Consider the following 19,504-nt stretch of genomic DNA (forward strand, 5'->3'; position numbering starts at 1 on the left):
CGTGAAGGCCTATTGACAAGTGTTGAATTGTGCGGCACTCCGCTCCTATGAGCATCTCGCATTTGTTGAACGCGGCAATGCCGGCGCTCGTCTATTCGAGATGCCGGACACCGCCTTCGGGATCACAGTTCCGGCGGTGCCATCGTGAACTGTGCGCCGACCTGAGCGGTCACGCGCAGTTGCGGCGGTTCGAGATCCAGGGGCTCGGCGGGTGTCGGCAGCTCGGCGGCCGCCCTGCTGCGGACTCCGCCGCCGAAGGCCGCCCGGAGCGGCCGCGGGGCCTCGACGCCGGTGTCGGCGAGCTCGATCAGGGCGGCGAGGGACGTACCGAGCGCGCTCGCGTACTCGCGGGCCCGCTGCACCGCCTCGGCGACCGCCCGCCGCCGGGCCTCCGCGTGCACGGGTGAGTCGGGGCGCAGCGACCACCAGGGGCCGTCGACCCTCGTCAGCTCCAAGTCGGCGAGCCTGGTGACGAGTTCGCCGAGCACGGTGAAGTCGGTGAACTCGGCGGTGAGCTGCACCCGTCCGTGGTAGCTGCGTACCCGCTCACCCCGACCGCGCTCGGCGAATTCGGGGGCGACGGAGAAGGCCCCCGTCGACAGCCGCTCCAGCGCGTCGCCGTACGACTTGATCAGGTCCAGGGCGGCGGTGTTGCGGCGGGTGAGGTCGTCCAGGGTCGAACGGCGGTCCCGGCCCCGGGCGCTGACCAGGACGCCGATCCGGGCCAGTTCGGGCTCGACCTCCAGCTCGGACTCGCCGCGCACGACGAGGAGCGGGGCGTCGGGTGTGCCGGCCGCCCGGTGCTCCCCAGGCGAGGTCGAGGGTGAGGTCATACGCCCCACTCTGTCACGCCATCCCCGCTTGTGCGCCCCGGAGTTCACAGTCCGGGTCACCAGATCGAAACCTCCCGGACCTGTTGCCGTCAGTCATGCCCAGGACAGAATCTACGCGCGTCGTTGACCGAATCCAGAGGAGATCAAAACATGCCCTTGAACCGCCGGAAGTTCCTCAAGAAGTCCGCCGCGACCGGAGCGGGAGTGGCGATCGCCGGCGCGGCGGCGGCCCCGGCACAGGCCGCGCAGGCTTCCGCGGCCCATGCCAAGCAGCCCAAGCGGTACTCCCTCACCGTCATGGGCACCACCGACCTGCACGGGCACGTCTTCAACTGGGACTACTTCAAGGACGCGGAGTACTCCGACAAGGCCGGCAACGCGATGGGCCTGGCGCGTATCTCGACCCTGGTCGAGCAGGTACGCAAGGAGAAGGGCCGCCGCAACACCCTGCTCCTTGACGCCGGTGACACCATCCAGGGCACCCCGCTGACGTACTACTACGCCAAGGTCGACCCGATCACCGCCAAGGGCGGCCCGGTGCACCCGATGGCGCAGGCCATGAACGCGATCGGGTACGACGCGGCGGCGCTCGGCAACCACGAGTTCAACTACGGCATCGAGACCCTGCGCAAGTTCGAGGACCAGCTGCGCTTCCCGCTGCTCGGCGCCAATGCGGTCGACGCGAAGACCCTGAAGCCGGCCTTCCCGCCGTACTTCATCAAGAAGTTCCACGTCCCGGGCGCTCCCCCGGTCAAGGTCGCCGTGCTCGGCCTGACCAACCCGGGCATCGCGATCTGGGACAAGGCCTACGTCCAGGGCAGGCTCGCCTTCCCGGGCCTGGAGGAGCAGGCCGCGAAGTGGGTGCCGAAGCTGAAGGCGATGGGCGCGGACGTGGTCGTGGTCTCGGCCCACTCCGGCTCCTCCGGCACCTCCTCCTACGGCGACCAGGTGCCGTACGTCGAGAACGCGGCCGCGAACGTCGCCAGGCAGGTGCCGGGCATCGACGCGGTCCTGGTCGGCCACGCGCACGTGGAGATCCCGGAACTGAAGGTCGTCAACGAGGCCACCGGCAGGACCGTCGTGCTCTCCGAGCCGCTCTGCTACGCCGAGCGCCTCACCCTCTTCGACATCGAGCTGGTGTTCGGCAAGGGCAGGTGGGAGGTCGAGTCGGTCGCGGCCTCGCTGCTGAACTCCAACACGGTCGCCGACGACCCGAAGATCACCCGTCTCCTCAAGGACGAGCACGCCGAGGTCGTCGCCTACGTCAACCAGGTCGTCGGCACCGCGACCGAGACGCTCACCACGGTCGACGCCCGCTACCAGGACGCCCCGATCATCGACCTGATCACCAAGGTCCAGGAGGACGTGGTCAAGGCGGCCCTGGCGGGCACCGAGTACGCGTCGCTGCCGGTGATCGCACAGGCCTCGCCGTTCTCGCGCACCTCCGAGATCCCGGCGGGCAAGGTGACCATCCGGGACCTGTCCGGCCTCTACGTCTACGACAACACCCTGGTCGCCAAGCTGATGACGGGCGCGCAGATCCGCGCCTACCTGGAGTACTCGGCGGAGTACTTCGTCCAGACGGCCGCCGACGCGACCGTCGACGTGGAGAAACTGACGAACGCGAACAACCGTCCGGACTACAACTACGACTACGTCTCCGGCCTCCGGTACGAGATCGACATCGCGCAGGCGGCCGGGGCGCGGATCAAGAACCTGACCTACGACGGCGCCGCCCTCGACGACACCCGGCAGTTCGTGCTGGCGGTGAACAACTACCGCGCCAACGGCGGCGGCGCGTTCCCGTACGTCGCCTCGGCCAAGGAGCTGTGGTCGGAGTCGACGGAGATCCGCACCCGGATCGCGGAGTGGGTGACGGCCAAGGGTGTCCTGGACCCGAAGGACTTCGCGTCGGTGGACTGGAAGCTGACCCGCGACGGCACGCCGGTGTTCTGAGCGGTCCCGAAGGGCGCCGGGCCGGGGACCGGCGCCCTCTCGATCGGTCGGCGACGCGCTCAGTCGACCAGCGGCGTGAGCTGCCTCGGCTGCTGCTGCGCCGGGACCCGCTCCTCCGGCCGCTCCAGGCCGAAGCTGGTGAAGGCGGTGCGCGCGGGCAGTGGGTAGGGGTCCTTGCCGGTCAGGGAGTTGAGGATGGTGGCGCTGCGCCAGGCGGCCAGGCCCAGGTCCGGCGCGCCGACGCCGTGGGTGTGGAGTTCCGCGTTCTGGACGTACGCCTTTCCGGTCACCGACGAGTCGAGGACGAGCCGGAACCGCTCGTCCACACGCGGGCGTTCGCTGTTGTCCCGGCGCAGATAGGGGTCGAGTCCGGCCAGCAGGCGGCCGACGGGGCGTTCGCGGTAGCCGGTGGCCAGGACGACGGCGTCGGTGGTGAGCCGGGAGCGGGTGCCCTGCTGGACGTGTTCGAGGTGGAGCTCGACCTTGGTGGTGGCGACCCGTCCGGCGGTGCGGACCTGGACGCCGGGGGTCAGGACGGCCTCGGGCCAGCCGCCGTGCAGCGTACGGCGGTACAGCTCGTCGTGGACGGCGGCGATGGTGTCGGCGTCGATGCCCCGGTGCAGCTGCCACTGGGAGGAGACGATCCGGTCCCGGACGGGCTCCGCGAGGGCGTGGAAGTAGCGGGTGTAGTCGGGGGTGAAGTGCTCCAGGCCGAGCTTGGAGTACTCCATGGGCGCGAACGCCTCGCCGCGCCCGATCCAGTGCAGCTTCTCGCGGCCAGCGGGCCGGTGGCGCAGCAGGTCGAGGAAGACCTCGGCGCCGGACTGCCCGGAGCCCACGACGGTGACGTGCTCGGCGGCGAGGAAGGCCTCGCGGTGGTCGAGGTAGTCGGCCGCGTGGATCACCGGAACGCCCGCGGACTCCACGAGGGGCTTGAGCGGATCGGGCACGTACGGCACGGTCCCGACCCCGAGCACGACGTTCTTCGTGTACGTACGGCCGAGCGACTCGGCCTCGCCCTCCGCGTCGAGCCGGGTGAAGTCGACCTCGAAGAGATCGCGTTCGGAGTTCCAGCGGACGGCGTCGACCTGGTGGGAGAAACGCAGTCCGGGCAGGCTCTCGGCGACCCAGCGGCAGTACGCGTCGTACTCGGCGCGCCGGATGTGGAAGCGCTCGGCGAAGTAGAAGGGGAAGAGCCGGTCGCGCGCCTTGAGGTAGTTGAGGAACGACCAGGGGCTGGCGGGGTCGGCGAGGGTCACCAGGTCGGCGAGGAACGGGACCTGGATGGTGGCTCCGTCGATCAGCAGCCCGGGGTGCCAGTGGAAACCCGGGCGCTGCTCGTAGAAGACCGCGTCGAGTTCGGCGAGCGGGTGGGCCAGTGCGGCGAGGGAGAGGTTGAACGGTCCGATGCCCACGCCGACCAGGTCGCGGGGTGCTTCGGGCTCGTGGTGTGGGGGGTTGGTCATCTGGGAGCGGTTCCTTCCACGAGTTTGAGGAGGAGGGCCAGTTCGTCCGGCCGGGTGTGGGGGTTGAGCAGGGTGGCCTTGAGCCAGAGCCGGCCGTCGAGCCGGGCCCGGCCGAGTACCGCCCGGCCGTCGTGCAGCAGCCTGCGCCGTACGCCGGCGACGTCGTCGTCGGTGGCTCCGGTGGGGCGGAACAGCACCGTGCTGATGTTGGGCCGGTCGTAGAGCTCGAAGCCGGGGTGCTCGCGGACCAGGGCGGCGAAATCCCGCGCTCGGGCGCACACCTGGTCGACCAGCGCGCCGAGTCCGGTACGGCCCAGGGTCTTGAGGGTGACCGCGATCTTGAGGACGTCGGGGCGCCGGGTGGTGCGCAGTGAGCGGCCGAGCAGGTCGGGATAGCCGGCCTCGGTGTCGTCGTCGGCGTTGAGGTAGTCGGCGTGCTGGTGGAGGACGCCGAGCTCGGCCGGGCGGGCGACGGCGAGGAGACCGGCGGCGACCGGCTGCCAGCCGAGTTTGTGCAGGTCGAGGGTGACGCTGTGGGCACGCTCCAGGCCGGCGAGCTTGTCCCGGTGCCGGTCGCTGAAGACCAGGCCGCCCCCGTAGGCGGCGTCGACGTGCAGCCGGGCGCCGTGGGCGGCGCAGAGCCCGGCGATCTCGGGGAGCGGGTCGATGAGCCCGGCGTCGGTGGTGCCGGCGGTGGCGGCGACCAGCAGGGGCCGGGGCAGGCGGGTGAGGGCGTCGTGGAGGGCGGCCGGGTCGAGGGTGCCGTTCGGGGCGGGGACCACGACGGGGTCGGGCAGGCCGAGCAGCCAGGCGGCGCGGGGCAGCGAGTGGTGGGCGTTGGCCCCGCAGACCAGCCGGACGCCGCCGCCGGAGGCCTCGCGGGCCAGCAGCAGGGCCAGCTGGTTGGACTCGGTGCCGCCGGTGGTGACCACCGCGTCGGAGAGGCCGATGGTGTGCGCGAGGGTGCGGGTGACCAGCGCTTCCAGGGCGGAGGCAGCCGGGGCCTGGTCCCAGGAGTCCAGGGAGGGGTTGAGGGCGCTCGCGGCGAGGTCGGCGGCGGTCGCGACGGCCAGCGGCGGGCAGTGCAGATGCGCCGCGCACAGCGGGTCGGCGGGGTCGGCGGCGCCCTCGGCCAGGGCGGTCACCAGGGTGCGCAGGGCGTCGGGGTCGCCGTCGTCCGGGAGTACGTCCCCCACGGCGTCCGCGATCCGCTCGGCCACCGTCTCCGGACCGCCCGCGGGCAGCGGTCCGCCGCGCGCCCGGCCGCCCTCGCGCAGCGCGTCGAGCACGGTGTCGAGCAGAGGCCGCAGGGCGTCGGGGCCCTGGGGTCCGGATGCGAGGGGCGGCGTACTCATGGGCTCTCCTCGGGGCGCTGGCCGAAGGGGGTTGTCCACAGGGGGAGTTCCAGCTTGTACGGGATTGGGTCTGCGCGTCCCCAAAGCCCAACGATCGGAACCCGAAAGTGGGTACTGCCGTGCGGGGAAAACCTGTCGGGGCGGTGCGCCCCGGGTGCGTCGGAGCAAGCGGTGCAAGGGCGTTGAGACCGCGGCTGACCGGGGTTAACGTCGGTCGCGTGGTTGACGCGTGGATGATCGACGTGCCCGGTGAGCGGGTGCTGGTGCGGGAGCCGCGGCCCGCGGACGAGGTACCGCTGCTGGACCTCTTCGAGGCCTGCGAGGACTGGTTCGTGGCGGCGACGGGGCTGCCGTCGGGTCCGGGAGACGTGCAGTCCCTGTTCTACGGGCTGCCCGAGGGCGCCGACCCCGGCGACAAGGTGCTGCTGGTGCTGGAGCGGGACGGGGTCGTCTCGGGCCTGGTGGACGCCGTACGCAACCATCCGGCGCCCGGCGCGGTCGCGGTGGGGCTGTTCCTGCTGGCGCCCTGGGCACGCGGCCGGGGTCTCGGGCGGGCGCTGGCCGAGTCGCTGCTCGCGCATGCCGAGGGGGTGTCCCTGGTGACGGCGTCGGTGCCGCCGGGCTGGCGCTCCGGGGAGTGCTTCCTGGAGCGCCTGGGCTTCACGCTGGGTGTGGTGACGCCCGGTACGGCCGAGGTGGGGAACCGGCGGGCGGGGCCGCGGGAGGGCGGGGTGCGCCGGGCGGAACTGCGGCTGGCCGCGGGCTGACCGGCCCGGCGCCCGGCCGGTGCGGGACCGGACCGTCAGGGGCGGAAGTCGGCCGCGTGGTCGGTGGCCCACTGCCCGAAGGTGCGGGCCGGGCTGCCGGTGATCTCCTCGACCGTGGTGGTGATCTCCGGTGGGACGCCTACGGTGGCCGCGAAGGTCTTCAGCAGGCCCTGGAGGAACTCCGGCGGGGTTCCCGGGAACAGCGGGGCCGCCTCCTCCGGCGCCACCTCGACGAAGGTCAGCTCGCGGCCGAGAGCCTGCCCGATGGCCGCGATCTGGTCGGTGTTGGTGGTCGCGGCGGGGCCGGTGAGGCGGTGGACGGCGCCCTCGTGGCCGTCGTCGAGGAGGGCGCGTTCGGCGACCGCGGCGATGTCGTCCTCGTGGATGGGTGCCGTGAGCATGCCGGCGAAGACGCCCCGCACGGTGTCGCCGACGCGGATCTGGGGCGCCCACTGGAGGGCGTTGGTGGCGAACGCGTTGGGGCGCAGGAACGTCCAGGCGAGCCCGCTGTCGCGGATCTGCCGCTCGGCGGTGGCGTGCATGACGTGGATCGGGTGGGTCTCGTCGGCGCCCTCCTGGATGATCCCGGAGGAGAGCAGGACGACATGGCGCACCCCGGCCGTGCGGGCCGCTTGCAGGAGCTCGGGCAGCCGCCCGCCGGCCCCCTGGACGTACAGGAAGAGCTCGGTCGCCCCCGCGAACAGCGGGGCCAGGTCCTCCGGCCGGAACCTCACCACCTCGGCCTTGTCGGGCAGGCCGGCCGTCTCCGGGGCACGGGTGAGCGCCCGCACGGCCCGTCCGTCGGCGACGAGACGTGTGACGAGGGCACGGCCGACGTTGCCGGTGGCACCGGTGACTACGATCACGGGTTTCTCCCTGGGGTTCTGGTGCTTCTTGGGCACCGAGCCTAGGAGCGGCGGCCGGTCCCCGCATCGTGATTAGGGACCGGCCGCGCCCGTGTCGTCGTACGTCCGCCGTCCTACGCCTCGCGGACCCGCAACGCCCTTTCCAGGTCGTCCAGTTCGTCGATCAGGCGGCGGCGCAGGGCCGTGACCGGCTCGGCGTGGTCCAGGCAGGCCCGGCCCAGGGCGAGGTTCTCGGCGTCGACGGCGTGGGCGGGGAAGGCCTGCCGGCCGGTGACCGTGGCGATGCGGGGACCGCGCCGGGCGGCGACGGCGACCGCGTCCTGGTAGTAGCGCGGCACGTAGTCGCGGACCAGGTCGGCCTGTTCGGGGTGCCAGAAGCCCTCGGCGGTGGCCGTGAACAGGTAGTTGGACAGCTCGTCGCCGCCGAACATCGCCTCCCAGGCCGTGCGCTTGGCCTCGGGGTCGGGAAGCGCGGCCCGGCAGCGGGCGGCGCCTTCCTGGCCGCTGGCGCTGGGGTCGCGGACCAGTTCGGCGGCGATCCGGTCCTCGTCGACGGCGCCCAGGACGGCGAGCCGGCTCATGATGCGCCAGCGCAGCTCGGGGTCGAGCTCGGGCCCGCCGGGCACGGTGCCCTCGGCGAGCCAGGCGGCGATCGTGTCGGGGTGGGCGGCGGCGGCGATGAAGTGCCGTACGGCGATCAGACGCAGCCCGGGGTTGTCGCCGTCCTCGGTGCGCCGGATGAAGTCGCGGCACAGGGCGGAGACGGTGGCGAGGGCGGCCGGGCGGTCCTCGGGCCTGAGGTACCGGTCGACGACGTGGACCGCGGTGAAGGCCAGCACGCCCTGGACGAGGGCGAGGTCGGTCTCGTGCGGGAGGTGCGCGCGGGCGGTCTCCAGATAGGCGGCGTGCGGGAGCTCCCCGTCGCGGACGGCGTCCCGCAGGGCGTTCCAGACCACCGCGCGGGTCAGCGGGTCGGGCAGGCCCGACAGGTGGGCCCGGACGGTCTCGGCGGACTCGGCGTCGAAGCGGACCTTGGCGTAGGTCAGGTCGCCGTCGTTGAGCACGAGCAGGGCGGGGCGCTTGCCGAGGGCCTGGGGGGCGGTCTGCGGGATGTCGAGGTCGATGCGCTCGCGCAGGGTGAGCCGGCCCTCGTCGGCGAGGTCCTGGTCGTAGACGCCGACGCAGATGCGGTGCGGGCGGCTGCCGGTGCGCTCGACGGTGAGGGTGCGGGTGCCGTCGGAGGCGGTGGCCAGGACCGGGGTGAGGGTGTCGACGCCGGTGGTGCGCAGCCAGGTGTCGGCCCAGGCGTGCACGTCGCGTTCGGTGGCGGCGGCGAGGGAGTCGATGAAGTCCGCGAGGGTGGCGTTGCCGAACCGGTGCCGCTGGAAGTGGATGTTGATGCCGGCCAGGAAGTCCTTCTCGCCCGTCCAGGCGACCAGCTGGCGCAGCGCGGAGGCGCCCTTGGCGTAGGAGATGCCGTCGAAGTTGAGCAGGGCGGCGGCGGTGTCGTCGACGGCCTCGGGGGCGACCGGGTGGGTGGAGGGGCGCTGGTCGGCGTCGTAGCCCCAGGCCTTGCGGGCCACCCCGAAGTCGACCCAGGTGTCGGTGAAGCGGGTGGCCTCGGTGAGGGTCTGGTAGCCCATGTACTCGGCGAACGACTCGTTCAGCCAGATGTCGTCCCACCACCTGAGGGTGACGAGGTCGCCGAACCACATGTGGGCCATCTCGTGGGCGATGACCATCGCGCGGGTCTGCCGCTCGGTGTCGGTGACGGCGGAGCGGTAGACGAACTCGTCGCGGAAGGTGACCAGGCCCGGGTTCTCCATGGCGCCGGCGTTGAACTCGGGGACGAACGCCTGGTCGTAGGAGTCGAAGGGGTAGGGCTCCTCGAACTTCTCGTGGTAGCGGTCGTAGCACGCGCGCGTGATGTCGAGGATCTCCTCGGCGTCGGCGTCGAGGTGGGGTGCGAGGGAGCGGCGGCAGTGGATGCCGAAGGGCAGTCCGCGGTGCTCGGTGCGCACCGAGTGCCAGGGCCCGGCGGCGACGGCGACCAGGTAGGTGGAGATCAGCGGGGTGGCGGCGGCCCGCCAGCGGCCGTCGCCGAGGTGCTCGGTGACGCCGTTGGCGAGCACCGTCCAGCCCTCGGGGGCGGTCACGGACAGCTCGAAGACGGCCTTCAGGTCGGGCTGGTCGAAGGCAGCGAAGACGCGCTGCACGTCGTCCATGAAGAGCTGGGTGTAGACGTACGTCGCGTCGTCCGAGGGATCGGTGAAGCGGTGCATGCCCTCGCCGGTGCGCGAGTAGCGCATGGTGGCGTCGACGCGCAGCTCGTGCTCGCCCGCGGTGAGGTTCTTCAGGGGCAGTCGGTCCTGGTCCAGCGTCCCGGGGTCGAGGGACTGTCCGTCGAGGGTGACGGCGCGCAGTTCGACGGGCTTCATCTCGACGAACGTGTCGCCGTCGGATCGGGCCGTGAACCTGATCACGGTACGGGAGTCGAAGGTCTCGTCCCCGGTGGTCAGGTCGAGGTCGATCGTGTAGCGGTGGACGTCGAGGAGCTCGGCGCGGCTCTGCGCTTCGTCGCGAGTCAGTACGGACATGCGGGCCATGCTGCCTGATGACACTGACATCGCACAGGGGCGGGGGCGGTACGCGGCTTATGTCCGGCCCGGGGTTGTGAGGTGGCACGGGACGGCACCGGTGGGCGCCACCCTGCGCCCGGAGCGACTGTTCGAGCGCCTCGTCACCGCACGGGGGTCGCCCGGCGGTGCCGGACGCTCTTCGAGGCGTACGACGGGCTTCCCGGATCAGTGCCCGTCCGTCTCCCGGTTGTTGACGGTGTCCTCGGCGATGGACTCGTGGTGCCTGATCACCTCGGCGATGATGAAGTTCAGGAACTTCTCGGCGAAGGCGGGGTCGAGCTTGGCGTTCTCGGCGAGGGCGCGCAGCCGGGCGATCTGCCGGGCCTCGCGGGCGGGGTCCGCCGGGGGCAGCTGGTGGACCGCCTTGAGGCGGCCGACCTGCTGGGTGGCCTTGAAGCGTTCGGCGAGCATGTGGACGACGGCCGCGTCGATGTTGTCGATGCTGTCGCGCAGCCGGCCGAGCTCCGCGCGGACGGCGGGGTCGACGGCACCGGTACCGGTGTTGCTGGTGGTCATGGGCGTCAACCCTAAGGGGGGCGGCAGGGTGATCTCTAAGGGCCGTCGACGGGTTCGGCCACCGGCGGACCCGGTTCGCCGTCCTCCTGGAGGCCTTCGTTCCAGTCGTCGGGCACGGCCCGGCTCTGCTGGGCCCGGAAGCGCACCGGGGCGGCGCCCACCCGGCGGGTGAACAGACGGGAGAAGTAGGCCGGATCGTCATAGCCGACGCGGCGGGCGACCGCGGCGACGGACAGTTCGGTGGTGGCGAGGAGTTCCTGGGCCCGGCCGAGCCGGATGCCGATCAGATAGTCCTTCGGGCTGCAGCCGGCGACCCGGCGGACCGCGGCGCGCAGCTCGGCCGGGGTCATGCCGTGCCGGACCGCGTGGTCGGCGACGGTCATCCCGGTGCAGGCGTCCCGGGCGAGCGCGTGCAGCACCGGGTCGCCGTCGGGGGCGAGGTCGGCACGCGCGCGACGCAGGGCGACCAGGAGCTCGTGCACGGCGGCGCCGGTCTCGACCTCCAGGAGGGGGTTGCCCTGGCGGGCGGCCCGGGCGATGCGGGCGATGACGTCCCGGGGTCCGGAGGCGTCCGCGAGGGGCACCACGGGCCGCTCGGGCTCGATGTAGCCGAGTTCCGTGTAGGTCGCGGTGTCGGGCCCGGTGAAGGTCACGAAGGCCTCGTCCCAGCCGCTGTCCGGATCGGGCCCGTAGTGGTGGGGGACGCCGGGCGTGAGCCACACCAGCGCGGGGGCGGTGACGGCGGTACGGCGCCCGTCGGGTGTGCGGTACCAGCCCCGGCCCGAACTGATCACCACGGCGACGTGATGTTCGAGCAGGCGCGGGCCGACGGCGGGCACCGCGCCGTACTGGAGGCCGACGCCCCAGCAGACGAGACCGAGCCGACGGTGGACGGCGCCGGGCGTGAAGAACCGCATCCAGGTGCGGAAGATCGGCGCTTCTCCGGGCACTGCGCGCCCCTTCCATGCGTCTCTTCCGTCCAAGTGCTGCTGATCTTTGTCCATGGTTTCGGCGCACGCCAGCAGGCCAAGGTGAGCGTATGAGCGACTTCACGGTGGGCGAAACCGATTTCCTGCTGGACGGCCGGCCGGTACGGCTGCTGTCCGGCGCGCTGCACTACTTCCGGGTGCACGAGGACCAGTGGGACCACAGGCTGGCGCTGCTGCGCGCCATGGGGCTGAACTGCGTGGAGACGTACGTCCCGTGGAACCTGCACGAGCCGCACCCCGGTGCCTTCCGGGACGTCGGGGCCCTCGGCCGGTTCCTGGACGCGGCACGGGAGGCGGGCCTGTGGGCGATCGTGCGGCCGGGGCCGTACATCTGCGCGGAGTGGGAGAACGGCGGTCTGCCGCACTGGGTGACGGGCGAGCTGGGCGCGCGGGCACGCACGCGTGACGAGCGCTTCCTCGGGTACGTGGACCGCTGGTTCCGCCGGCTGCTGCCCGAGGTCACGTCGCGGCAGCTGGACCGGGGCGGCCCGGTGATCATGGTGCAGGTCGAGAACGAGTACGGCAGCTACGGCTCCGACGCCGCCTACCTGGCCCACCTCACCGACCTGCTGCGGGCCGAGGGTGTCACGGTGCCGCTGGTCACCTCGGACGGCCCCGAGGACCACATGCTCACCGGCGGCTCGGTCCCCGGGCTGCTCGCGACGGTGAACTTCGGCTCGCACGCGCGCGTGGCCTTCGAGACGCTGCGCCGCCACCAGCCGCGGGGCCCGCTGATGTGCATGGAGTTCTGGTGCGGCTGGTTCGACCACTGGGGCGGCGAGCACGTCGTACGGGACGCCGAGGACGCGGCGGCGGCACTCCGGGAGATCCTGGAGTGCGGGGCGTCGGTCAACGTCTACATGGCGCACGGCGGCACCAACTTCGCCGGCTGGGCGGGCGCCAACCGCCCCGGCGGCGAGCTGCATGAGGGCCCGCTGGAGGCGGACGTGACGTCGTACGACTACGACGCGCCGATCGACGAGTACGGCCGCCCCACGGAGAAGTTCTGGCGCTTCCGCGAGGTCCTCGCCGGGTACCACGACGGCCCGCTGCCCGAACCGCCGTCGGCGCCCGTCCCGTTGGCTTCGCCGACGGACGTGGAACTGACCGCCTGGGCATCCCTGGCCGGCGTCCTGGAGACCCTCGGCACCCCGGAACGCGTCCACCCGGTCCCGCCCACCTTCGAGGAGCTGGACATCGCCCGGGGCCTGGTCCGCTACGAGGCGGACGTGCCGGGCCCGCGCCAGCCGTACCCGCTCACCGCGCGGGGCCTGCGCGACCTCGCGGTCGTGTACGTCGACGGCGAGCGGGCCGGGGTCCTCACCGAGGAGGAACCCCAGCTCAAGAAGCCAGTCGCCGGCCCCGCGCGCGTGGAGCTCTGGGTGGAGTCCCTGGGCCGCGTCAACTACGGTCCCCGCTCCGGCGAGCCGAAGGGCATCACCGGAGGCCTCCTGCACGAACGCCAGTTCCTGCACGGGGTACGCGCGCGTGGGCTCGACCTGGACGCCTTCGAGGGGGGCGTGGGTGAGGTGCCTTTCGCTCCGCTTCCGGAGGACGGCGCGCCGGGCCTGTACCGGGGGACGGTCACGGTTCACGGCGCAGGGGACGCGCGCGTGGAACTCCCCGGCTGGACCCGGGGCTTCGTCTGGATCAACGGCTTCAACCTGGGCCGCTACTGGTCGACGGGCCCACAGGAGTCGCTGTACGTGCCGGGCCCGGTCCTGAAGGAGGGCGAGAACGAGGTGTGGGTCCTGGAACTCCAGGAATCGAATCAGGCAACGGTACGTCTGGCGCCCCTCTAGGGGCGCGGGGCTGTATCGATTTGCGGCTGCCGCCGCGTGGGCGCGATCAACCCCCACCGGCCCGCGGTGTCCGGACAACCTTCCGGCCCCCCAATTTCCCCTATCCCCCGCATACTGTGAAAGACAGCTCCGGCGGCGTCTGTGGGGGTAAGGGACGTGGCGAACGGCGGCCCGGTAGAGCACGGCTACCCGCACCTGGACACCGTGCGGGCCGCCATCACGGCGTTGTACCGGCGCCTGTCGTACGACACCGTCCAGACCTTCGCCACCAGCGTGCTCCCCGCCGACGTCGCGTTCTGTGACACCGACGACCTCCACCTCGGCTCGCAGCGCGTCGCCCGCGAGATGGTCCGGCACTTCCGCCTGCCCGACGCCCGCATGATCGTCGGCTTCAAGGACATGGCCCACGCGGCGAACGTCGAACTGACCGCGGGCCCCGAGTATTTCGTCGAGCTGAACGACCGTTTCCGCACCCACCGCAGGGACATCGGCGCGGCCCTCGCCCATGAGGTGATGCACGTCTACCTGCACCGCCTGGACCTGTCCTTCCCGAGCGTGCGGGAGAACGAGATCCTCACGGACACGGCGACCACCTACCTGGGGGCCGGCTGGCTGCTCCTGGACGCCTACCGGGAGCACGGCGAGGCGTCCCAGAAGCTCGGCTACCTCACCCCGGAGGAGTTCGGCTACGTGCTGGCCAAGCGCTCCCTCGTCTTCCACGAGGATCCGTCGGTGTGGTTCACCAGCCCGCAGGCCTACACGTCGTACCAGAAGGGCATGGCCCGGGCCCGCCAGGACGAGGAGCAGCCACCGCTCAGCGCGGCCGGCTGGGCGGGCCGCCGCCGCTACGCCCGCGACCGCCGCCACGCCCCCACGGCGCCGCCCCCGCAGCCGGCCGCCTCCTACGCCTTCACCCCCGACAGCGGCGGCCGGCTGCGGGTCTCGTTCCCGTGTCCGACCTGCCACCAGCGGATCAGGGTGCCGGTACGGGGCCGGGTCCGGGCCCGCTGCTCGCTGTGCCGGACGGTACTGGAGTGCGACACCTAGCCTCTGCCACCGGCCTCACGCCCCGTACACCGCTCCCGGCGCCGCCGCCCCGGCCAGCAGTTTCAGCGCCGTCTCCCCCGCCTCCGCCGGGGTCCGCCGGGCCCCCTTGTCGGCGGTCGGACCAGGCCGCCATCCCTCCATGACGGTGATCCGGCCGCCCTCCGTCTCGAACACCCGCCCGGTGACGCCGGCGCTCGCGGCGGAGCCGAGCCAGACGACGAGCGGGGAGACGTTCCCGGGGGCCATCGCGTCGAAGCCGGTGTCGGGGGCGGCCATGGTCGCGGCGAAGGCGTGCTCGGTCATCCGGGTGCGGGCGGCCGGGGCGATGGCGTTGACCTGGACGCCGTAGCGGGCCAGTTCCGCCGCCGCGACCAGGGTGAGACCGATGATGCCGGCCTTGGCGGCGCTGTAGTTGCCCTGCCCGACCGAGCCCAGCAGGCCCGCGCCGCTGCTGGTGTTGACGATGCGGGCGACCGGGGTGCGGCCCGCCTTGGCCTCGGCCCGCCAGTGCGCGGCCGCGTGCCGCAGCGGCAGGAAGTGGCCCTTGAGATGCACCCGCATGACCGCGTCCCAGTCGTCCTCGGCGAGGTTGACCAGCATGCGGTCGCGCAGGAAGCCGGCGTTGTTGACCAGGGTGTCCAGGCGGCCGTACGCGTCCAGGGCCGCTGCCACCAGGGACTCGGCACCGGCGTCCGTCGCGATGTCGCCGCCGTGCGCCACCGCCTCGCCGCCGGCCGCCCGGATCTCGTCCACGACGGCCTCGGCGGGACTGGCAGGACTGGCAGGGGTGGCGGGACCGGCAGGGCTGGCGAGGGTTGCGGGACTGGCAGGGGTGGCAGGGCCGACAGGGGTGGCGGGGCCGGCGGGACCGTCCGCGCCCGGCGCGCCGTCGAGGCCGACGCCGAGGTCGTTGACGACGACCCGGGCGCCCTCGGCGGCGAAGGCCAGCGCATGGGCCCGGCCGAGCCCGCGCCCGGCGCCGGTGACGACCACGACCCGGCCCGCACAGATTCCGCTCATCTCAGTCCTCCTTGTCGGATGGCTTGTTGGCAGTCGCCGCGTCCAGGAAGGGCGGCCGCTCCCCGCCCCCGTGCACGAGCAGACTCGCCCCGCTGATGTAGGCGGCCGCGCCGGAGGCGAGGAAGACGGCGGCGGCACCGACGTCGGACGGGGCGGCGAGGCGGCCGAGCGGGACGGTCCGGGAGACGGCGTCGACACCGTCCGGGCCGCCGTAGTGGAGGTGGGCCAGCTCGGTGCGGACCATGCCGACCACGAGGGTGTTGACGCGGACCTCCGGCGCCCACTCCACCGCCATGGACCGGGCGAGGTTCTCCAGCCCCGCCTTGGCCGCGCCGTAGGCGGCGGAGCCCGGTGAGGGGCGGCCGCCGCTGACGCTGCTGATCATCACCACCGCTCCCCGGGCCCGCCGGAGGTGCTCGTACGCGGCGAGGGAGGCGGTCAGCGGGGTGACGAGGTTCAGCTCGATCACCCGGGCGTGCCGCTCGGGGTCCGCGTCGGCGAGCCGCCGGTAGGGGGTGCCGCCCGCGTTGTTGACGAGCACGTCGACCCGGGGCAGGGCGTCGAAGAAGGCGCGTACGGCGGGTGGGTCGCGCAGGTCGAGGGGGGTGAACTCGACGCCTTCGAGGTGTTGTTCGGGTGGCCGGCGGGCACAGGCCACGACGTGGGCACCGGCCTCGGCGAAGGCCCGTGCGATCCCGGCGCCCACGCCCCTGGTACCGCCGGTGACGACGACAGTCCTGCCGCTCGGCGAGTTATCCACAGGGCCTCCCGCTTGTCAGCGCCGACTGCTAGCTTCGAAGCCTCACACCTAACAAATGTTTGGTGGAAAGGCAGCTGAGTGCGAAGGTAGCTGATGCGTCCATGGGTGTCTCCACCTCGTGTCCGGAAAAGGGAATCGCGCTCGTCACGGTCGACCACCCGCCGGTGAACGCCCTGCCGGTGCACGGCTGGTTCGCGCTGGCGGACGCGGTGCGCGCGGCAGGCCGCGACCCCGGGACCCGGTGCGTCGTGCTGACCGCGCGCGGCCGGGGCTTCAACGCGGGCGTGGACATCAAGGAGATACAGCAGGACGGGCACGAGGCACTGCTCGGCGCCAACCGGGGCTGCGCGGAGGCCTTCGCGGCGGTGTACGAGTGCGAGACCCCGGTGGTGGCCGCGGTGCACGGTTTCTGTCTGGGCGGCGGGATAGGCCTGGTGGGCAACGCGGACGCGATCGTGGCGAGCGAGGACGCCGTCTTCGGGCTGCCGGAGCTGGACCGGGGCGCCCTGGGCGCGGCCACCCATCTGGCCCGTCTGGTCCCGCCGCATCTGATGCGGACGCTGTACTACACCTCGCGCACGGCGACCGCGGCCGAGTTGCATGCGCACGGCTCGGTCTGGCGGGTCGTGCCCCGCGGGGACCTCGGCTCCGCGGCACTGGAGCTGGCGCGGGAGATAGCCGCCAAGGACGGCCGGCTGCTGCGCCTGGCCAAGGCCGCCATCAACGGCATCGACCCCGTCGACGTGCGGCGGAGCTACCGCTTCGAACAGGGCTTCACCTTCGAGGCCGCCCTCAGCGGGGTGGCCGACCGGGTCCGCGACACCTTCGGGAAGGAGGGTGCTGGGAGTGACTGACAAGACGATGACCGCCGACGAGGCCGTCTCCGGGCTGGCGAGCGGCATGACCCTCGGCATCGGCGGCTGGGGTTCCCGGCGCAAGCCGATGTCCCTGGTCAGAGCAGTGCTCCGGAGCGGCATCGACGATCTCACCCTGGTCTCGTACGGCGGCCCGGACGTCGGGATGCTGGTCGCGGCCGGCCGGGTGCGCAAGCTGGTGACGGCCTTCGTCACCCTCGACTCCGTCCCGCTCGAACCGCACTACCGCGCGGCACGCGAACGCGGGGCGTTCGAGCTGACGGAGGTCGACGAGGGCATGTTCATGTGGGGCCTGCACGCGGCCGCGAACCGGCTGCCGTTCCTGCCGGTGCGCGCGGGGCTCGGCTCGGACGTCATGCGGGTCAACCCCGGCCTGCGGACGGTCACTTCGCCGTACGACGACGGGGAGACGTTCGTGGCGATGCCCGCCCTGCGCCTGGACGCGGCGCTGGTCCACGTCAACCGCGCCGACCGGCTGGGCAACGGCCAGTACCTGGGGCCGGACCCGTACTTCGACGACCTGTTCTGCGAGGCGGCGGACGCGGCCTACGTCTCCTGCGAGCGGATCGTGGACACGGCCGAGCTGACGAAGGAGGCGGCCCCGCAGTCGCTGCTGGTCAAGCGGCTGAACGTGACGGGGGTGGTGGAGGCGCCGGGCGGCGCGCACTTCACCTCCTGCGCACCCGACTACGGACGGGACGAGGAGTTCCAGCGGCTGTACGCAACGACGTCGTGGGCGGAGTTCTCCGGGCGCTTCCTGGCCGGGGACGAGGAGGCGTACCGGTCGGCGGTGCGGAACTGGCAGGAGGGGCAGGGGTGACGGACACACCACGCATGGACACATCGCGCTCCGACTACTGCGTCATCGCCTGCGCGGAGGCCTGGCGCGGCTCCGGTGAGATCCTGGCAAGCCCGATGGGCCTGATCCCCTCCCTGGGCGCACGCCTGGCCCGGCTGACCTTCGCACCGGACCTGCTGCTGACCGACGGCGAGGCCCTGCTGGTCCGCCCGGACGGAACGCCCGAGGGCTGGCTGCCCTACCGGCAGCACCTCGCCCTGGTGGCCGGCGGGCGGCGGCACGTGATGATGGGCGCGAGCCAGCTCGACCGGTACGGCAACCAGAACATCTCCTGCATCGGCGACTGGACACAGCCCCGCCGCCAACTGCTCGGGGTACGCGGAGCGACGCTCAACACGCTGAACAACCCGACGAGTTACTGGGTCCCGAAGCACTCCCGGCGGGTGTTCGTGGCAAAGGTCGACATGGTGTGCGGGGTGGGGTACGACCGGGTCGCCGCGCACCCCGGCACCGGCCGCTTCCACCGCATCCCGAGAGTCGTCACCGATCTGGGCGTCCTCGACTTCGAGACCCCCGACCGCTCGATGCGGCTGGCCGCACTGCATCCGGGGGTGAGCGTCGACCAGGTGCGGGAGGCGACGGACTTCGAACTCGCCGTCCCGGACGAGGTGCCGTACACCCGCGAACCGAGCGCGGCGGAGCTGCGGCTGATCCGCGAGGTGCTCGATCCGGCCGGTGCGCGGACGAAGGAGGTCGCCGGCTGATGGACACCGCGCTGACCCGGCTGGTCGGGGTCCGGCATCCGATCGTGCAGACGGGGATGGGCTGGGTGGCGGGCCCCCGCCTGGTCTCGGCCACCGCCAACGCCGGAGCGCTCGGCATCCTGGCCTCCGCCACGATGACCCTCGACCGGTTGCGTACCGCGATAGCCGAGGTGCGCTGCCGTACGGAGGCGCCGTTCGGGGTGAACCTGCGGGCGGACGCGGCCGACGCCGGCGACCGGGTCCGGCTGATCATCGACGGGGGTGTGCGGGTGGCGTCCTTCGCGCTCGCCCCCTCCCCCGAGCTGATCGCCGAGCTGAAGGCGGCGGGTGTGGTGGTGATCCCGTCCGTGGGGGCGCGGCGGCACGCCGAGAAGGTGGCGGCGTGGGGCGCGGACGCGGTGATCGTGCAGGGCGGCGAGGGCGGCGGGCACACCGGCGAGGTGGCGACCAGCGTGCTGCTGCCCCAGGTGGTGGACGCGGTACGGATACCCGTGGTGGCCGCCGGGGGGTTCTTCGACGGCCGGGGGCTGCTGGCGGCGCTGGCGTACGGGGCGGCGGGGGTCGCGATGGGCACGCGGTTCCTGCTCACTTCGGACTCGACGGTGCCGGACGCGGTGAAGGCGAGGTATCTGGCGGCGACGGTCAGGGACGTCACGGTGACCAGGGCGGTGGACGGGCTGCCGCACCGGATGCTGCGGACCGATCTGGTGGCCGGGCTGGAGCGTTCGGGCCGGGCCCGGAGCCTGCTGCACGCGATCCGCCGTGCGGCGGGGTTCCGGAAGCTGTCCGGGCTCACCTGGCGGCAGCTTGTCCAGGACGGCCTGGCCCTGCGGCACGGCAGGGAACTGTCGTGGAGTCAGGTGCTGCTGGCCGCGAACACGCCGATGCTGCTCAGGTCGGCGATGGTGGACGGCCGTACGGATCTCGGGGTGATGGCGTCCGGGCAGGTCGCCGGGGTGATCGACGACCTGCCGTCGTGCGCCGAACTGGTGGACCGGATCATGAAGGAGGCGGAGGAGACACGGGACCGGCTCATGGCCCTGAAGTGAG

At 72.5% G+C, this 19,504-nt stretch carries 17 protein-coding genes; 8 read left to right on the forward strand and 9 right to left on the reverse strand.

What is annotated here, in order from left to right:
• Nucleotides 1-122 precede the first annotated feature (122 nt).
• Nucleotides 123-833, reverse strand: a complete 711-nt coding sequence (locus SSP29_RS14330) for an SIMPL domain-containing protein (RefSeq protein ID WP_089101006.1) — start codon at nucleotides 831-833, stop codon at nucleotides 123-125.
• Nucleotides 834-983: 150 nt separating this feature from the next.
• On the opposite strand from SSP29_RS14330, the gene SSP29_RS14335 reads away from it, so the two are divergent.
• Nucleotides 984-2,789, forward strand: a complete 1,806-nt coding sequence (locus SSP29_RS14335) for a bifunctional metallophosphatase/5'-nucleotidase (protein ID WP_089101007.1) — start codon at nucleotides 984-986, stop codon at nucleotides 2,787-2,789.
• Nucleotides 2,790-2,848: 59 nt separating this feature from the next.
• Here the strand turns inward: SSP29_RS14335 and SSP29_RS14340 are convergent, their stop codons facing one another.
• Nucleotides 2,849-4,255 (reverse strand): lysine N(6)-hydroxylase/L-ornithine N(5)-oxygenase family protein, encoded by a 1,407-nt coding sequence (locus tag SSP29_RS14340; protein ID WP_089101008.1) that lies wholly within the window; start codon nucleotides 4,253-4,255, stop codon nucleotides 2,849-2,851.
• The gene (locus SSP29_RS14345; RefSeq protein ID WP_089101009.1) at nucleotides 4,252-5,610 is read right to left on the reverse strand and encodes a pyridoxal phosphate-dependent decarboxylase family protein; all 1,359 of its coding nucleotides are present in this window, start codon (nucleotides 5,608-5,610) and stop codon (nucleotides 4,252-4,254) included. The genes SSP29_RS14340 and SSP29_RS14345 overlap by 4 nt, the downstream gene beginning before the upstream one ends.
• 218 nt (nucleotides 5,611-5,828) lie before the next feature.
• Here SSP29_RS14345 and SSP29_RS14350 point away from each other — a divergent pair, with 218 nt between their 5' ends.
• Nucleotides 5,829-6,377 (forward strand): GNAT family N-acetyltransferase, encoded by a 549-nt coding sequence (locus SSP29_RS14350; protein ID WP_150134149.1) that lies wholly within the window; start codon nucleotides 5,829-5,831, stop codon nucleotides 6,375-6,377.
• A gap of 35 nt (nucleotides 6,378-6,412) precedes the next feature.
• Here SSP29_RS14350 and SSP29_RS14355 read toward each other — a convergent pair whose 3' ends face one another.
• The 4 genes from SSP29_RS14355 to SSP29_RS14370 all read right to left on the reverse strand — a co-directional run bounded on the left by SSP29_RS14355 (nucleotide 6,413) and on the right by SSP29_RS14370 (nucleotide 11,330).
• Nucleotides 6,413-7,243 (reverse strand): NAD(P)H-binding protein, encoded by an 831-nt coding sequence (locus SSP29_RS14355; protein WP_089101011.1) that lies wholly within the window; start codon nucleotides 7,241-7,243, stop codon nucleotides 6,413-6,415.
• Between the two features lie 113 nt (nucleotides 7,244-7,356).
• On the reverse strand, nucleotides 7,357-9,840 hold the full coding sequence (gene pepN / locus SSP29_RS14360) for an aminopeptidase N (protein ID WP_167449918.1): 2,484 nt from the start codon (nucleotides 9,838-9,840) through the stop codon (nucleotides 7,357-7,359).
• A 207-nt stretch (nucleotides 9,841-10,047) separates the two neighbouring features.
• Nucleotides 10,048-10,398 carry a chorismate mutase gene (locus SSP29_RS14365; protein ID WP_089101013.1) on the reverse strand — a complete coding sequence of 117 codons (351 nt, stop codon included), beginning with the start codon at nucleotides 10,396-10,398 and terminating at the stop codon, nucleotides 10,048-10,050.
• A 35-nt stretch (nucleotides 10,399-10,433) separates the two neighbouring features.
• Nucleotides 10,434-11,330: a helix-turn-helix domain-containing protein gene (locus tag SSP29_RS14370; protein ID WP_089101611.1), complete on the reverse strand. Its 897-nt coding sequence runs from the start codon at nucleotides 11,328-11,330 to the stop codon at nucleotides 10,434-10,436.
• Between the two features lie 107 nt (nucleotides 11,331-11,437).
• Here SSP29_RS14370 and SSP29_RS14375 point away from each other — a divergent pair, with 107 nt between their 5' ends.
• Both SSP29_RS14375 and SSP29_RS14380 read left to right on the forward strand, forming a co-directional pair.
• Entirely contained in the window at nucleotides 11,438-13,189 is a 1,752-nt protein-coding gene (locus tag SSP29_RS14375) for a glycoside hydrolase family 35 protein (RefSeq protein WP_089101014.1), read from the forward strand.
• A 156-nt stretch (nucleotides 13,190-13,345) separates the two neighbouring features.
• Nucleotides 13,346-14,236: a hypothetical protein gene (locus SSP29_RS14380; RefSeq protein ID WP_089101015.1), complete on the forward strand. Its 891-nt coding sequence runs from the start codon at nucleotides 13,346-13,348 to the stop codon at nucleotides 14,234-14,236.
• A gap of 15 nt (nucleotides 14,237-14,251) precedes the next feature.
• On the opposite strand, the gene SSP29_RS14385 is transcribed toward SSP29_RS14380, so the two are convergent.
• Nucleotides 14,252-15,256, reverse strand: coding sequence for an SDR family oxidoreductase (locus tag SSP29_RS14385; protein ID WP_089101016.1), 1,005 nt, complete (start codon nucleotides 15,254-15,256; stop codon nucleotides 14,252-14,254).
• A gap of 1 nt (nucleotide 15,257) precedes the next feature.
• Entirely contained in the window at nucleotides 15,258-16,016 is a 759-nt protein-coding gene (locus SSP29_RS14390; RefSeq protein ID WP_089101017.1) for an SDR family oxidoreductase, read from the reverse strand.
• A gap of 101 nt (nucleotides 16,017-16,117) precedes the next feature.
• Here SSP29_RS14390 and SSP29_RS14395 point away from each other — a divergent pair, with 101 nt between their 5' ends.
• The 4 genes from SSP29_RS14395 to SSP29_RS14410 are packed head-to-tail and all read left to right on the forward strand — an operon-like array spanning nucleotide 16,118 to nucleotide 19,503.
• On the forward strand, nucleotides 16,118-16,870 hold the full coding sequence (locus tag SSP29_RS14395) for an enoyl-CoA hydratase family protein (RefSeq protein WP_089101018.1): 753 nt from the start codon (nucleotides 16,118-16,120) through the stop codon (nucleotides 16,868-16,870).
• Nucleotides 16,863-17,711, forward strand: coding sequence for a CoA transferase subunit A (locus SSP29_RS14400; protein WP_089101019.1), 849 nt, complete (start codon nucleotides 16,863-16,865; stop codon nucleotides 17,709-17,711). The genes SSP29_RS14395 and SSP29_RS14400 overlap by 8 nt, the downstream gene beginning before the upstream one ends.
• A 14-nt stretch (nucleotides 17,712-17,725) precedes the next feature.
• A complete protein-coding gene (locus SSP29_RS14405; RefSeq protein ID WP_089101020.1) occupies nucleotides 17,726-18,454 on the forward strand; it encodes a CoA-transferase subunit beta in 729 nt (242 codons plus the stop codon).
• Nucleotides 18,454-19,503 (forward strand): NAD(P)H-dependent flavin oxidoreductase, encoded by a 1,050-nt coding sequence (locus tag SSP29_RS14410; protein ID WP_089101021.1) that lies wholly within the window; start codon nucleotides 18,454-18,456, stop codon nucleotides 19,501-19,503. The genes SSP29_RS14405 and SSP29_RS14410 overlap by 1 nt, the downstream gene beginning before the upstream one ends.
• Nucleotide 19,504 lies beyond the last annotated feature (1 nt).

The sequence above is a fragment of the Streptomyces hyaluromycini genome, from assembly GCF_002217755.1.
GTDB classification, from domain to species: Bacteria; Actinomycetota; Actinomycetes; order Streptomycetales; family Streptomycetaceae; genus Streptomyces; species Streptomyces hyaluromycini.